At 73.3% G+C, this 14,107-nt stretch carries 13 protein-coding genes; 7 read left to right on the top strand and 6 right to left on the bottom strand.

Going from position 1 to position 14,107, the window contains the following annotated elements; all coding sequences use genetic code 11:
* The first annotated feature begins 20 nt into the window (after positions 1–20).
* Positions 21–299, top strand: coding sequence for a hypothetical protein (locus C8046_RS08830; protein ID WP_109229114.1), 279 nt, complete (start codon positions 21–23; stop codon positions 297–299).
* A 114-nt stretch (positions 300–413) separates the two neighbouring features.
* Here the strand turns inward: C8046_RS08830 and C8046_RS08825 are convergent, their stop codons facing one another.
* On the bottom strand, positions 414–2,105 hold the full coding sequence (locus C8046_RS08825; protein ID WP_109229113.1) for a peptide ABC transporter substrate-binding protein: 1,692 nt from the start codon (positions 2,103–2,105) through the stop codon (positions 414–416).
* A 346-nt stretch (positions 2,106–2,451) separates the two neighbouring features.
* On the opposite strand from C8046_RS08825, the gene C8046_RS08820 reads away from it, so the two are divergent.
* Genes C8046_RS08820 through C8046_RS08810 form a run of 3 tightly spaced genes read left to right on the top strand, consistent with a single transcriptional unit; the run spans position 2,452 to position 6,483 of the window.
* Positions 2,452–5,268 (top strand): DNA polymerase III subunit gamma and tau, encoded by a 2,817-nt coding sequence (locus tag C8046_RS08820; protein WP_109229112.1) that lies wholly within the window; start codon positions 2,452–2,454, stop codon positions 5,266–5,268.
* A 5-nt stretch (positions 5,269–5,273) separates the two neighbouring features.
* Positions 5,274–5,882 (top strand): recombination mediator RecR, encoded by a 609-nt coding sequence (recR, locus tag C8046_RS08815; protein ID WP_109229111.1) that lies wholly within the window; start codon positions 5,274–5,276, stop codon positions 5,880–5,882.
* The gene (locus C8046_RS08810) at positions 5,875–6,483 is read left to right on the top strand and encodes a DUF5063 domain-containing protein (RefSeq protein ID WP_109229110.1); all 609 of its coding nucleotides are present in this window, start codon (positions 5,875–5,877) and stop codon (positions 6,481–6,483) included. The genes recR and C8046_RS08810 overlap by 8 nt, the downstream gene beginning before the upstream one ends.
* Before the next feature lie 30 nt (positions 6,484–6,513).
* Here the strand turns inward: C8046_RS08810 and C8046_RS08805 are convergent, their stop codons facing one another.
* Together C8046_RS08805 and C8046_RS08800 are read right to left on the bottom strand one after the other, a co-directional pair.
* Complete coding sequence (locus tag C8046_RS08805; protein WP_109229109.1) at positions 6,514–7,626, bottom strand: ABC transporter permease; 1,113 nt, start codon at positions 7,624–7,626, stop codon at positions 6,514–6,516.
* Positions 7,623–8,588: an ABC transporter ATP-binding protein gene (locus C8046_RS08800; protein WP_109229108.1), complete on the bottom strand. Its 966-nt coding sequence runs from the start codon at positions 8,586–8,588 to the stop codon at positions 7,623–7,625. The genes C8046_RS08805 and C8046_RS08800 overlap by 4 nt, the downstream gene beginning before the upstream one ends.
* Positions 8,589–8,740: 152 nt before the next feature.
* Here C8046_RS08800 and tatA point away from each other — a divergent pair, with 152 nt between their 5' ends.
* Genes tatA through C8046_RS08785 form a run of 3 tightly spaced genes read left to right on the top strand, consistent with a single transcriptional unit; the run spans position 8,741 to position 10,748 of the window.
* Complete coding sequence (gene tatA, locus C8046_RS08795; protein ID WP_109229107.1) at positions 8,741–9,106, top strand: Sec-independent protein translocase subunit TatA; 366 nt, start codon at positions 8,741–8,743, stop codon at positions 9,104–9,106.
* A 27-nt stretch (positions 9,107–9,133) separates the two neighbouring features.
* Positions 9,134–9,979 (top strand): twin-arginine translocase subunit TatC, encoded by an 846-nt coding sequence (gene tatC / locus C8046_RS08790; RefSeq protein WP_235866252.1) that lies wholly within the window; start codon positions 9,134–9,136, stop codon positions 9,977–9,979.
* Complete coding sequence (locus tag C8046_RS08785; RefSeq protein WP_109229106.1) at positions 9,972–10,748, top strand: TSUP family transporter; 777 nt, start codon at positions 9,972–9,974, stop codon at positions 10,746–10,748. The genes tatC and C8046_RS08785 overlap by 8 nt, the downstream gene beginning before the upstream one ends.
* 27 nt (positions 10,749–10,775) lie before the next feature.
* Here the strand turns inward: C8046_RS08785 and C8046_RS08780 are convergent, their stop codons facing one another.
* The 3 genes from C8046_RS08780 to C8046_RS08770 are packed head-to-tail and all read right to left on the bottom strand — an operon-like array spanning position 10,776 to position 13,907.
* Entirely contained in the window at positions 10,776–11,660 is an 885-nt protein-coding gene (locus C8046_RS08780; protein WP_235866251.1) for a carbohydrate ABC transporter permease, read from the bottom strand.
* Positions 11,657–12,619 (bottom strand): carbohydrate ABC transporter permease, encoded by a 963-nt coding sequence (locus C8046_RS08775; protein WP_235866250.1) that lies wholly within the window; start codon positions 12,617–12,619, stop codon positions 11,657–11,659. The genes C8046_RS08780 and C8046_RS08775 overlap by 4 nt, the downstream gene beginning before the upstream one ends.
* A complete protein-coding gene (locus C8046_RS08770; RefSeq protein ID WP_109229105.1) occupies positions 12,612–13,907 on the bottom strand; it encodes an ABC transporter substrate-binding protein in 1,296 nt (431 codons plus the stop codon). Before C8046_RS08770 ends, C8046_RS08775 begins: the two co-directional genes overlap by 8 nt.
* Positions 13,908–14,107 lie beyond the last annotated feature (200 nt).

Here is a 14,107-nt window from a genome sequence, read left to right as displayed (position 1 = left end):
CCCCACCCCCGGGGGTCGGCGTGACGTGGCGAGCCGTCTCCGACGTCGCGTTCATGGTGGGTCTGCTGGCCCTGATGGCTGGCTCCCTGCTCGTGGTGCGTGCTGCTGGACAGTTCGACTCGTTGCGCCGGCGCCGGGCGGACGACCCGAGCGACGTGCCGGACGCCGATCCGGGCGCCGAGCCCGACGCCGAGCCCGGCCCGCCCGGCCGCCGTCGTCCTCCGCGGGCGGCCTGGTGGCTGCTGGCAGGGGGAGCGGCGGCGGTGGCCGTCGCCGCGGTGGCTGCGCTGGCGAGCTGACCGCTCGCGGCTCCCGCCGCTCGGCGGCTCCGGACCTCGGACGACGCGCCACGACCACCGAGGCCCGGCGGGGTGCCGGATCTCGGTGGTCGCGTCAGGCGCAGGGCGCGGTCGTCAGCTCGTCAGGCGGGCTGACCTGTACTCGAACGCGGGACCGGCCGTGTGGTAGATCACGCCCTCCAGGGCCGGGTTGCGCAGCAGCGTGGAGCTCTGGAAGTAGATCGGGGTGATCCCCTGCTCGTCGATGAGGATCCGCTGCGCCTCGAGCAGGTCGTCCCACCGGGCGTCGGCGTCCGTCGCGTTCACTCCCTGGGCCGCCTCGAGCGCGGCGTCGAACTCGGGGTTGGAGTACTTGCCCCAGTTGGTGCCGGCCGTCGAGAGGAACAGCCCGAGCTGGCTCGACGGGTCCGCGAAGTCGGCGCCCCAGGTGACGAGGTAGACGTCGAAGTCGCCGCTCCCGGTCTTCTCGAGGAAGTTGGCCACCGGGTTCAGGCCGATCTGCAGTGTGACGCCCTCGAGGTTGGTCTCGATGGCGCCCTGCAGGTACTCCGAGACGGTCTTCACCCGATCGGAGTCGAAGGTCTGGAGGTTGAGGGTCAGCTCCGTGATGCCGAGCTCGGTCCGGGCCTCCTCCCACAGCCGCGCGGCCTCCTCGACGTCGGTGGACAGCGGGTCTCCCGCGGCGTCGGCGAAGTCCTCGCCCCCGTTCGTCGCGAGCCCGGGCGGGACGAGCCCGGTGGCCGCCGTCGACCCGTCGGCCAGGACCGCCGTCGCGAGTGCCTCCCGGTCGATCACCAGGGAGATCGCCTCGCGAACCTTGGCGTTCTGCAGCACCGGGTTGGTGTGGTTGTAGCCGAGGAAGGCCGACGTGGCGGTCGTGTCGCTCACGAAGCCGGGGTCGGCGGAGGACGCCTGGACCTGGGCGCCGGAGATCTGGACCTGGTCGAGCTCGCCGCTCTGGAAGAGGCTGACGGCCGTGTTGGTCTCCTTGATGACCCGCACGTTGATGGTGTCGAGACCGACGGACTCGGCGTCCCAGTAGGCGTCGTTCTTCACGTACGTCCAGTCGGTGCCGATGCCGGGGCCGGCGAAGTCGGCGAGCGTGAACGGGCCGTTGTAGACCGCGTTCTCGCTGTCGGAGCCGTAGGCGTCGCCCAGCTCCTCCACGGCGCTCTGGGAGACCGGGAACAGCGGGACGACGGCCAGGAGCGACGGGAAGTAGGCCACCGGGGCGTCGAGCGTGATCGTCAGGGTGTGGTCGTCCTCGGCCACGACACCGAGCGTGTCGGGGTCGGCCGCACCCTCGATGATCTCGTCGGCGTTGGCGATCGTCGTGAAGTACTTCTGGTTCTCGCTCGCGTTGTCGAGGCCGACGGCGCGCTTCCACGCGAAGACGTAGTCGCCGGCGGTGACCGGGTCGCCGTCGGACCAGGTCGCGTCGGGGTTGAGCGCGATCGTGTACGTGAGGCCGTCCTCGCTGACCTCTGGCAGGTCGGCCGCGCCCGCCGGCACGGGCTGGTTGGCCTCGTCCAGCCGGTACAGGCCCTCGTAGACGTTGTTGATCGCGACGGCGCTGTTGGAGTCGATCGCGAACGGCGGGTCGATCGTGTTGAGCTCCTGGGCGACGGCGATCGTGATCTCGCCGCCGCCGCCGCCGTCGGCGGTGGGCTCCGAGGTGGCGTCGGCGGAGCCGGTGGGCGAGTCGGACGGAGCCTGGCTTCCCCCGGTCGAGCAGGCGGACAGGACGAGGGCGAGCGCGATCGCGGGGACGATCGTCGTCGGTCGGAACGGCGGTCTGCTGGTCATGGGGTTACCTCGCACGGGTCAGGTCGGTGGCCGGGTGACGGCCGGGAGCTGTCTCGCCCGGGCGCGGTCAGTGCGGCCCGGGTGACTTCCTCGACCGTAGGCACGCCGCGCCGGTCCAGCCGGTCGAGACGACGAACGTCCGCCAGGTGAGACGTCCGGCGGGGCCACGCTCCGCCGCCGCCGGCCCGCCCGAGCTCGCTCCGGGCCCCGACCGCCCCCACACCGCTGCTGCGCTGGTTGCGGATGACCACGGCCCAACCGCAACCGCCGCAGCAGCGGTCCGGGGTTCGAGCGGGGGTGGGGACGACCGCCCGGCGATGTCGGGGGCGCCGACTACCCTGAACCGGTGACCACCGCTCTGTACCGCCGCTACCGCCCGGACTCGTTCGCGGACGTGATCGGGCAGGAGCACGTCACCGATCCGCTCCGGGCCGCGCTGCGCGCCGACCGGGCCACGCACGCCTACCTGTTCTCGGGACCGCGCGGCTGCGGGAAGACGACGTCGGCGCGCATCCTCGCGCGCTGCCTCAACTGCGCCGAGGGTCCGACCGACACCCCGTGCGGCGTCTGCGAGAGCTGCGTCGAGCTGGCGCGTGGTGGCCCCGGCAGCCTCGACGTGGTCGAGATCGACGCCGCGAGCCACGGTGGTGTGGACGACGCACGCGACCTGCGCGAGCGGGCCGTGTTCGCCCCGGCCCGCGACCGGTACAAGGTCTTCATCATCGACGAGGCGCACATGGTGACGCCGCAGGGCTTCAACGCCCTGCTCAAGCTCGTCGAGGAGCCCCCCGCGCACGTGAAGTTCGTGTTCGCGACGACGGAGCCCGAGAAGGTCATCGGCACCATCCGCTCGCGCACCCACCACTACCCGTTCCGCCTCGTCCCGCCCGCGGTGCTCCAGGGCTACCTGGGCACGCTGTGCGAGGCCGAGAGCATCACCGTCGACAGCGGTGTCCTCCCGCTCGTCGTGCGCGCCGGCGGCGGCTCGGTCCGCGACTCCCTCTCCGTGCTGGACCAGCTCATGGCCGGCGCGGCGGAGGAGGGGGTCTCCTACGACCTCGCCTCGTCGCTGCTCGGCTTCACGCCCGTGACGCTGCTCGACGACGCCGTCGGGGCGCTCGCGGCGGGCGACGGCGCCGCGCTCTTCCGCGTCGTCGACCACGTCGTCGAGAGCGGCCGGGACCCGCGCCGGTTCGTCGAGGACCTGCTCGACCGGCTGCGCGACCTCATCGTCATCTCGGCCTCCGGCAGCGAGGCGGAGACGGTCCTGCGCGCGCTCCCGGCCGACGAGGTCGAGCGCATGCGCCCGCAGGCCTCGGCCCTCGGCGCGCACCGGCTCTCGACGGTCGCCGACATCGTCAACGCCGGCCTCACCGACATGGTCGGCGCGACGTCGCCGCGCCTGCTCCTCGAGCTCGTCCTGACCCGCGCGATGCTCGCGATCGGCGGGCTCGGTGACGCCCCGGCCGCCGCCTCCCACGCCACGCCCGTCGCGACGATCCCGGCCCCGATCCCCGCCCCGGTCCAGGCGTCGACCCCGGAGCCGACGACGCCGCCTGTCGTCACGCAGCCCGCGACGCCGTCCCGTGCGAGCGAGGCTCCGCAGTCGCGCCCCGCGGCCTCCGCCACCACCGCTCCGCCGGCCCAGCCCGCCGCCGCGGCGATCCCGGGGGCGGGTCCGCTCGGCGGGCCTCGCGAGGGTGCGCCCACGCCCACGCGGCGTCCCGCCGAACGTCCTGCGACCGAGCGTCAGCAGCCGGCCGCGGAGCAGACCACCACGCCCGCCCCGCGGAGCGAGGAGCGCCCTGCCGCGCGCGACGAGGCGCCCCGCGAGCCCGCAGCCCCCGCGTCCCCCGCCGCCCCGGCCGCTGACCAGCCGGCGGCCGAGCCGACGTCGTCGGCCGGCGCCGTCGACGGGACCGAGCTGCGCCGTCGCTGGCCCGAGGTCCTCGAGACGCTCGCCGCCTCGAGCCGCGCCACCTGGACCCTCATCTCCCAGCACGCCCAGCCCGGCGAGGTCACGGCCGACTCGATGACGCTGCTGTTCCCGACGCCGGGGCTGATCTCGGCGTTCACCGGTCGCGACGGCGGAGCCGTGCTCTCGCAGGCGATCTTCGAGACCGTGGGGCTGCGGCTCCGCGTGCAGGTCGACGTCGCCGGCCCCGACGGGCCTGGCGGCCCCGGGGGAGACGGCGGACCCGCGGGTCCCGGCGGTGGCCAGGGCGTCGGCCAGGGCGTCGGCCAGGGCGTCGGCCAGGGTCAGCGCGACGGCGGCGGTCGCAACGAGCGCGCCCCGCAGGGTGGTGCGCGCGCGGACGGCCAGGGCCGCGGTCCCTTGGCGCAGGTTCCCGGTGCGACGGCGCAGGCCGGTCCTGCCCACGACTTCGGGCCCGAGCCCGACGAGGACCCGTACGGCGCCCACGACCCCTACCTGGCGTCCGAGCACGCCGCGCGCGCCGAGCCCGAGCCCGAGCGTGCCCCGGCGTCGCCGGCGCCGACGGCCGCCTCACCCCGGATCGTCACGCAGCCGACCGCGACCACCCCGCGTCCGTCGACCACGCCCACGACCCGGCAGCCCGCGCCGTCCGAGGCGCAGCCGCCCGCGGCCGCCGAGACCGCCGAGCCCGAGGCCCCGGCTCGTCAGGTCTCCGAAGCCGTCGCCCGTGCGCTCGCCGACTGGGACGACGCCCCGGTCGCCGTGCCGGGCCGGAGCAGCAGCGCCACGGGCGGCACCGCCGCCACCCCCGCCGACGACAGCGCCGACGACGTCCCGCACGTCCGCTCGCACCTGAGCGTCGTGGCGCCGATGGCGCCGGACGCCCCTGACGTCGCCCCCGACGCCGAGCCCGCGCCGGAGGCGGAGCACGCTCCCGAGACCCTCCGGGCACCCGCGCACCGCTCGACCCCGGCGGGTCCGAGCCGGCTCGCCCCCGTCATCGACCTGCAGGCCCGCGGCGCCGCGCGGGCCCTGGCCGCCACCCCGCCCGCCCCCGCGGCCCCGGACCTGCCGCCCGCGCCGTGGGAGGACGCGGACGACGACGACGTGGCGAACTCCGTCGCGGCGTCCTCGTCCGGCCTCATGGGTGCCACACTGGTGGCCAAGATGCTGGGCGGGGTCGTGATCGACGAGATCCTCGACGGCGTCTCCGACGTTCGGAGGTAGGGCCCATGAGTGCTGCATACGAGGGCGCTGTCGCTGATCTCATCGCCGAGCTGGGCCAGCTGCCCGGAGTCGGACCGAAGGGCGCGCAGCGCATCGCGTTCCACATCCTCGCCACCGACACGGCCGACGTCGCCCGTCTCGCCGAGGCGCTGATCCAGGTCAAGGCCAAGGTGAGGTTCTGCGCGACGTGCGGGAACGTCGCCGAGGCGGAGACCTGCCGCATCTGCCTCGACCCGCGTCGCAACGACACGCAGATCTGCGTCGTCGAGGAGCCGCGCGACGTCGTCGCGATCGAGCGCACGCGGGAGTTCCGCGGTCGGTACCACGTGCTCGGCGGCGCCATCAACCCGATCAACGGCATCGGCCCGGACGAGCTGCGCATCCGCGAGCTGATGACCCGGCTCGCCTCCGGCGTCGTCACCGAGGTCATCATCGCCACCGACCCCAACGTCGAGGGCGAGGCCACCGCCTCCTACCTCTCGCGCCTGCTCGGCTCGATGGGCCTCGCGGTCACCCGCCTGGCCTCGGGCCTGCCGGTCGGGGGCGACCTGGAGTACGCCGACGAGATCACGCTCGGGCGCGCGTTCGAGGGGCGGGTGCGGCTGCATGCCTGAGTCCACGCCCCCCGAGAACCAGCCCGCGGCCACGCCCGGCGCCCTCGACGAGGACCTCCTCGCGATCGAGGTCCGGACGGCGGACCAGGCCCGCACGTTCCTGTCAACGGTCACCGAGGTGTCCGCCGGCACGGCGCCGGAGGCCGCGTTCCCGCTGCTGCTGCTCGCCCTGTCGGAGCTCGCCGCGACCGGCGCCGTGCTCGGCGCGATCGTCGACGTCGTCCCGGCCGAGCGGTTCGAGCCCGACGTCGGCCCCGACCCCGACGTCGACGCCCTGCGGGCGGGCCTGGCCAACGTGCTGGACGGCGTCGACGAGTACTCTGACGTCAGCGACCCGGTCCTCGGCGACGAGGTCGGCCTCTCCTCGCTCTCCGGCGACATCGCCGCGATCGCCCAGGAGCTCGCCCAGGGCCTGGCCCACCACGACGCCGGCCACCTCTCCGAGGCGCTGTGGTGGTGGCAGTTCTCCTACCTGCAGATCTGGGGCGAGCGCACGGCCTCCGCGCTGCGCGTCCTGCTCGTGCTGCTCGGCCACCTGCGCCTCGACGTCCCCGACGAGGTGGCCCACGAGGCGGAGTTCGACGCCCTCCACGGCGCCTGACCGGCGGACGGCCCCGGCGTCCGGACCGCCTCAGGCGATCCGCGTCCCCCGGGCCAGCTTCGCCGTCGGGACCGCGAGCCTCCGCGCCGTGAACACCACCGACCCCGCTCCGATGACGAGGTACGCCCCGAGGCTCCACGGCCAGTACGGCGCGGCCTCCGGGGCGGGAGGTGCCCCGGACGAGTAGCACTCGTCGATCTCCGTCCCCTGGCCCACCTGCGCCGTCCGGACCGCCCAGCTGATCGCGCTCAGCGGCGCGGTCGGGTACGGCTCGTCGGTGGCCGAGAAGTCCGCCACCATCACGAACGGGTTGAGGCCGAGCAGCCAGGCCGTCCGCTCCGTGTGGGTGACCTGCCGCTCCTCCTCGCGCCAGACGCACTGCGTGTCGTCGGTGGACCAGTCCGTCCCGTAGACCCGGACCGTCTCGGTGGTGGTGAGGAAGAACGACGACAGGGCGAAGGCGATGAGCGTGCCGACCGACAGCGCGGCCACCAGCACGTAGGTCAGCACCGCCGATCCCGCCGGCCGGGTCACGAGGGTCGAGGTCGCCAGGCCGATCGCGCACACCACCGCGAGCACGACGGCGAGCATCGCCACCGTCGCGACGGCGGCGAGCACGCCCGTCCCGCCGAGCACCAGGCCCCACACGAGGAACGGCAACGACGCCACCAGGAACGCGAGCGCGGCGCCCCACGAGGCGAGCAGCTTGCCGACGGCGATGTCCCAGGACGACAGCGTCGTCGCCTGGAGGACGGCGAGCGTCCCGGCGTTCCGGTCCCCGTTGACCGTCGTGGCCGTCAGGGTCGGGGCGACGAGCAGCCCGAGGAACAGGACGAACAGGACGACGAGCCCGAACACGGTCCGCCCGATCAGTGCGGTGCCGTCGACGTCCGAGTAGCCGGTGTAGCTCTGCATCATCACGGCGACGATCCCGGCCGTGACGAGACCGACCATCACGAACCAGACGACGAGGGCGACCTTCCAGCGGGTCGACCGGATGCGCTGACGCACCTCGAGCAGGGCGACGGTGCGCACGCCCCACCAGGTCAGACCGCGCGGGACGCGGGTCGGAGGGTTCGAGGTCGGGGCGCTCGGCGGCGGCGCGCCCGTCGTCGCGGGCGGGGGAGGAGGCTGCTGGCTCATCGTCGCTCCGTCTCCATCGCGAGGTAGGTCTGCTCGAGGCGTCCCGCAGCGGGGGAGAGGCGCGAGATCGCCACGCCGGCCGTGACGGCGTCGCGCACGAGGGCGGCCGCGGCCGCCTCCCCGCCGAGGTGGACGAGGAAGGTGGCGGGTCGGAGGTCGCCCGCGAACGGGGCGGTGCCCGCCGCGACGGGATCGTCGGGGTCGGGGGCGAGCGGCAGGCCCACGGTGGCGGCCCACGCGTGCAGGGGTCCGGGGTCCAGCACCGTGATCCGCCACTGCCAGGACGGGGAGACCGCCGGGGCCAGGTGCGTCTGCCCCCGGTTGATGAAGACGGCGTCGTCGACCATCTCCTCGAGCTCGCTGAGCACGTGCGAGGAGACGAGGACGGCGACCCCGGCATCGGCCAGCGACCGCACCAGGTGGCGGAGATCGACCCGGGACCGGGGGTCGAGCCCCGACGCGGGCTCGTCGAGCAGCAGGACCCCCGGGGCGTGGATCAGGGCACGGGCCAGGCCGAGCCGCTGCTTCTGCCCGCGCGAGAGGACGTGGGCGGGGGCGTCGGCGAACTCCTCGAGGTGGACGGTGCGCAGCAGCCCCCGCGCCCGGTCGCGGGCGACGTCGGCCGGCAGCCGGTAGGCCGCGCCGAAGGTCGTCAGCACCTCGACGCAGGTGAGGGAGTCCCAGGTGCCGAAGGCGTCGGGCATCCATCCCACGAGGCGCCGGGCGTCGGGGCCGTGCTCGGCGTACGACATCCCGTGGATCCTGATGTCGCCCGAGTCGGGCGACAGGAGACCCGCGAGCATCAGCAGGAGCGTGGTCTTGCCCGAACCGTTCGGGCCGACGAGCGCCGTGATCGACCCCGGCGCGAGGTGCAGGGAGGCGTCGGTGACGGCGACGACGGGGCCGAACGCCCGCCGCAGCGAGGTCGCCTGGAGCGCCGCGGGCGGCGGGGGGAGGGCCATCACCGCACTGTAGGGGCTCCGTTCCGCGCGCCGGGCGGTCGCCGCGCGGCGACCTTCTCGGCGACCCGCCCGCACCTCCCCGACCAGGCTGGGGCGACAGCAGCGCGAGCGGTTAGAGTGGGGACAATCCGAGCCCCAAGGAGGGCGTTCTCGTGCGCATCCAGCCCATTCACATCGTCCTGCTCATCCTCGTCATCGTGCTGGTCTTCGGGGCGAGCCGGCTTCCGGACATCGCGCGGAACCTCGGCAAGTCGGCCAAGATCCTCAAGGAGGAGGTCAAGGACCTGCGTGGTGACGAGCCCACCACCCCGGGCACGCCGCCCCAGGCCCAGCAGACCTCCGGCCAGCAGCAGCCCTACGTGCAGCAGCAGCCGTACCCCCAGGACCAGCCTCCTGCGGCCGGCCCGTACGCGCCCGGTGGGACGGCGACGCCCGGTGTCACCAGCCCGACCGACGCCCCGACGACGAACCCCGCCGGCACCCCCACCGAGTGGCCCCCTGGCTCCTCGCAGCGCTGACGTGAGCAGCGTGTCCCGGAGGCAGCGGTGGTGACGCTGCCCCGCAAGCCGAACCCGCGCTCCCGCAGGAGCAACCCCGACGGCCGCATGGCCCTGCGCGAGCACCTGCGGGAGGCGCGTCGACGTTTCATCCTCGCGGCGCTCGGCGTCGCCGTCGGCGCCGTGGTCGGCTGGATCTTCTACGAGCCGATCTTCGAGGTCCTCGCCGGGCCGATCCGTGACGCCGAGGGCGGGGGCACGCTCACCGAGCTCAACTTCACCGAGGTCCTGGGCGCCTTCGACACGAAGGTCCGGGTCTCGTTCTTCCTCGGCACCCTGGCCTCGAGCCCGTGGTGGATCTACCAGTTCTGGGCGTTCGTCGCCCCGGGTCTCACCGGACGCGAGAAGCGGATGGGCCTGGTGTTCGTCGCCGCCGCCGTCCCGCTGTTCCTCGGCGGGGCCTGGGTCGCCTGGGCGGTGCTGCCGAACGCGGTGAACCTCCTGACCGCGGCCACGCCGGACGGCGTCCGCAACCTCCTCAACACGGCGACCTACCTGACGTTCGTCATGCAGTTCATGCTGATCTTCGGGGCGGCCTTCCTGCTGCCGCTGATCATGGTCGCCCTCACCGCCGTCCGCGTCGTGCGCGGTTCGACGTGGCGCAAGGGGTGGCGCTGGGCGATCGTCGGCATCTTCACCTTCGCCGCGTTCGCGACGCCGTCGCCCGACGCCGTCTCGATGATCATCATGGCCGTGCCGATCTGCGGTCTCTACGGGATCGCGCTGCTCGTGTGCGCCCGCATCGACCGCAGCCGCGCACGGCGCGAGGCCGCGGAGGACGCCGAGGCCGCCGCGCCGAGCGGCGACGCGGGACCCGGTCCCGCCGTTGCCTGAGCTCGACCTCCTCACCCTCGGACTCCTCGTCCTCGCCGGCCTGGCCGCGGGATGGGTCGACGCCGTCGTGGGCGGCGGCGGGTTGATCCAGCTGCCCGCGCTGCTCCTCACGCCCGGCATCTCGCCGATCCAGGCGCTCGCCACCAACAAGCTCGCCTCGATCATGGGGACCTCGGTCAGCTCGATCACCTTCTACCGCAGGGTCCAGCCCGACCTCACGACGGCGGCGCCCGCGGCCCTCGCGGCCCTCGCCGGTGCCTGTGGTGGCGCCGCGCTCGCCTCGCTCATCCCGGGGTCAGCGCTGCGGCCGATCATCGTCGTCGTCCTCGTCGGCGTGCTGGTGCTCGTCCTCGCCCGACCCCAGCTCGGCGCCCTGACCGACCTGCGCTGGGAGGGCAACAAGCACCGGGTCGTCGCCGCAATCGTCGGCCTGACGATCGGTCTCTACGACGGCCTCCTCGGGCCCGGCACCGGTACCTTCCTCGTGCTCGCGCTGGTCGGCATCCTCGGCTACGCGTTCCTGCCGGCCTCGGCGATCGCGAAGATCGTCAACTTCGCCACCAACCTCGGGGCGCTGATCTTCTTCGTCCCCAACGGTCACGTGCTGTGGTCGCTCGGCCTGATCGTCGGGACGGCCAACCTCGTGGGCGGTTACATCGGGGCGCGGATGGCGATCTCAAAGGGGTCCGGCTTCGTGCGCGTGGTGCTGCTCGTGGTGGTCTCGGTGCTCATCGTGCGGCTCGGCTGGGAGGTCGTGCGCACCTGGTGAGCGGCCGCCGCGTGAGCGGCCGCCGTCCTACTTGATCCCGCTCCGCGCGAACCCGGCGATGAAGTAGCGCTGGAAGACGAGGAAGACGATCGCGATCGGCAGGATGTTGATCAGCGCGAACGCCATCGTCGCCCCGTAGTCGCTGTTGGCCTGGCCCTGCAGGTACAGCAGGCCGATCGGGAGCGTGAACAGACGGTTCTCCCGCAGCGCGATCAGGGGCCAGGCGAAGTCGTTCCACGACGACAGCAGGCTCATGAACGCCAGCACGGCCACGAGCGCCTTCGACAGCGGCAGCACGATCCGACGGAACACCGTCAGGTGGCCGGCGCCGTCCAGCCGGGCCGCCTCGATGAGCTCGCGCGGGATCCCGAGCATGAACTGACGGGCGAGGAACAGCCCGAACGCGGACGCCGCCGTCGGGAGGATGACGGCCCAGTACGTGCCGTACAGCCCGGTGGTCGTGATGATCCGGAACAGCGCGACCATGATCACCTGGACCGGCAGGACCATCGTGGCGAGGCCGATGAAGAAGAGCGGCGTCGAGCCGCGGAACCGCAGGTGGGAGAACGCGTAGCCCGCGAGCAGGCTCGTGGAGACCGACAGCACCATGACGACGGCGGAGATCGCCACGGAGTTGCCGAACCAGGTCGCGACGGGGAAGGACCCCAGGACGCGCTCGACGTTCTCGAGGGTGACCTCCCGCGGCCACAGCCGCAGCTCGCCCCCGCCGAGCAGCTCGGCCCGGGTGGAGAACGTGACCGCGACCATCCAGTAGAGCGGCGAGATCGTCAGCAGGCCGACGACGGCGACGATCACCGTCCGCAGGACGAGCTCGCGACGCTCGCGTCGCGCCCGGGTGCTCACGCGGCCGATCGGCCGCGCGCCCACCCGGTCGTTCACGGGGGCGCTCACTCGGCCACGTCCTTGGTCCGGCTCGCGCGCCACTGCGCGGCGGCGAAGAGCAGCGCGAACAGGAACAGCACCATGCCGATCGCGGCGGCGTAGCCCTGGTCGCGCGTGACGAAGCCGGTCTCGTAGGCGTAGGTGACGAGCACGGACGTCGCCCCGGCCGGCCCGCCACCGGTGAGGACGAACACGATGTCGAAGACCTGGAAGGAGTAGATGACGTTGAGGACCGTGAGGAAGAACGACGTCGGACCCAGCAGCGGGACGGTGACGTTCCTGAAGCGCTGCAGCGTGTTCGCGCCGTCGAGCCGCGCGGCCTCGTGCAGGTCCGGCCCGATGCCCTGCAGGCCCGCCAGGTAGATGAGCATGTTGAAGCCGGTGCGCCACCAGACCGTGACGATGACGATCGACGCGAACGCGGGCACGGGGTCGGACTGCCAGGTGATCGGCGCGATGCCGACCGAGCCGAGGATCCGGTTGAGGATGCCGGAGTTCTGGTCGAAGACGAGCACGCCGATGAGCGCCGTCGCCACGCCGGAGACCGCCATCGGCAGGATGATCAGCGATCGCAGCAGGCCACGCGCCGGCAGCGCGGTGTTGAGCAGGGTGGCTGCCACGAGGCCGAGCGCCATCGACAGCGGCGTGACGATGAGCGTGAACACCGCGGTGTTCGCCAGCGCGCGCCAGAACAGCGGGTCCGAGCCGAGCCGCGCGTAGTTGTCCAGGCCCGTGAAGACGCCGGCGCCGAACCCGTCGGTGCGCTGCAGGCTCACCACGAACGCCCCCGCGAGAGGGACGAGCACGAAGATCAGGAGCAGCACGTAGGTCGGCGCGAGGAAGCCGTACGCGGCCAGCGCCTCGCCGGCGGCGCCGGGACGACGGGAACGACGTCGTGTCGGCCCCACGGCCCGGCCGCTCGCGGTCGACGCGCCGGCGTCGACCTCGGCCACCGCGCTCTCACGCACCGGTGGCGGCCGCGATCCCGCTGCTCAGGTTGGCGACGGTGGTCGCCGCGTCCTGGGATCCGGTGAAGGCGAGGTCCAGCTGCTCCTTGAGCACGGGGATGATCGCGGACATGTACGGGCTGGCGACCTGGGCGACGTCCTGCGGCTGCACGACCGAGGCCTGGGCGGCGAAGACGGGGGCGAGGTCGCTGCGGACGTCGAACTCGAGGTCGGCGTTGAGCAGGTCGGCCCGCGTCGGCAGCAGCGAGGCGACCTTGCAGAACTCGCGCATCGGGTCGGCGTCGGTGACGTGCTCGAGGAAGGCCGCAGCCAGCTCGGGCTGCGCGGTGTCGGCCGTGGCCACGAGGGCGTTGCCGCCGAAGTCGCCGCCGGGCCGCGCGTTGCGCGGGGCGAACGTGGCGGTCCAGTCGAAGGCGGCGGTCGCATCGGCGTCGGGCAGCTGGAAGGCCCCCGACCAGACCATGGCGACCGACTGCGAGAACCACGACTCGCTCGCGTAGCTGGACGAGGCGATCGTGTTGTTCGCGGGCACGTAGCCGTTGGAGAAGAACGAGCTGGCGAACTCGACGGCCTCGCGGCCGGCGTCGGAGTCGATCAGAGGCGTGACCTGGTCCGTGTCGAGGAAGGCGCCGTCGGCCTGGAACAGCAGGCTGAGCCAGCGGGTCACGCCGTTGCCCTGCCAGTTGTAGGCCCAGGGGCTGGTGCCGGCGGGAAGGCCGGCCTTGAGCCGCTCGCCGATCTCGGCCAGCTCCTCCCAGGTCCAGGCGTCCTCGATGGTCTCGGGGATCTCGGTGATGCCGGCGGCCGTGAGCAGGTCGCGGTTGACGAGGATCGCGGAGGTGTCGGTGTGGTGCGGCAGGCCGAAGGTGGCGCCGTCGTTCTGCACGGCGGCCCACGCCTGGGGCGTGAAGACGTCCTGGCGCTCCGCGGTGAGGTGGGGGCTCAGGTCGAGCAGCTGGCCCCGGCCCGCGTACGCGCCGAAGGTGTAGTACGGCACGCGGAACAGGTCGGGCGGGTTGCCCGCCTGCAGCTGCGCGTCGATGTTGGTGAACATCTGCTCGTAGGGCACGGCGTTGAGCTCGACCGTGACGCCCTCGTTGGCGGCCTCGAACGAGGTGATCGCGGAGCGGAAGCCGGCGAGCTCGGCATCGGTGCCCCAGGTGGTGAAGGTCAGCGTGCCCTGGCGGTTCGTGGGCTGCGACGACGGGGCGAACCCGCACCCGCCGAGCGCGACGGGGAGGGCGACGAGTCCGGTCCCGATGAGGAAGCCGCGGCGGGAGAAGGTCATGGGGTGCTCCGGTCAGTCGTGCTTCGTGGTCGAAGGACCGCCCCCACGGCCCGTCGTTTTCGAGCGTACGGATCCGACCTCCGCACGGCCAGGTTCTTGTTCCGTCGTCCCCCGGGCGACGGCGACGCTCCCGGCGTCTCTCGTGGTGGGCACCACCCGTCGCTCGGGGGACCGCGTCCTAGAATCGACCCCGGTCCTCG

Source organism: Serinibacter arcticus, assembly GCF_003121705.1.
Classification (GTDB): domain Bacteria; phylum Actinomycetota; class Actinomycetes; order Actinomycetales; family Beutenbergiaceae; genus Litorihabitans.
This window is presented reverse-complemented; position numbering and strand designations above follow the sequence as displayed.

Coding starts and splice junctions, on each gene's coding strand:
- C8046_RS08800 (WP_109229108.1), bottom strand. CDS start 8,588: ATGGCCCTCCCCCCGCCGCCCGCGGCGCTCCAGGCGACCTCGCTGCGG.
- C8046_RS08770 (WP_109229105.1), bottom strand. CDS start 13,907: ATGACCTTCTCCCGCCGCGGCTTCCTCATCGGGACCGGACTCGTCGCC.
- recR (WP_109229111.1), top strand. CDS start 5,274: ATGAGTGCTGCATACGAGGGCGCTGTCGCTGATCTCATCGCCGAGCTG.
- C8046_RS08805 (WP_109229109.1), bottom strand. CDS start 7,626: ATGAGCCAGCAGCCTCCTCCCCCGCCCGCGACGACGGGCGCGCCGCCG.
- C8046_RS08810 (WP_109229110.1), top strand. CDS start 5,875: ATGCCTGAGTCCACGCCCCCCGAGAACCAGCCCGCGGCCACGCCCGGC.
- C8046_RS08825 (WP_109229113.1), bottom strand. CDS start 2,105: ATGACCAGCAGACCGCCGTTCCGACCGACGACGATCGTCCCCGCGATC.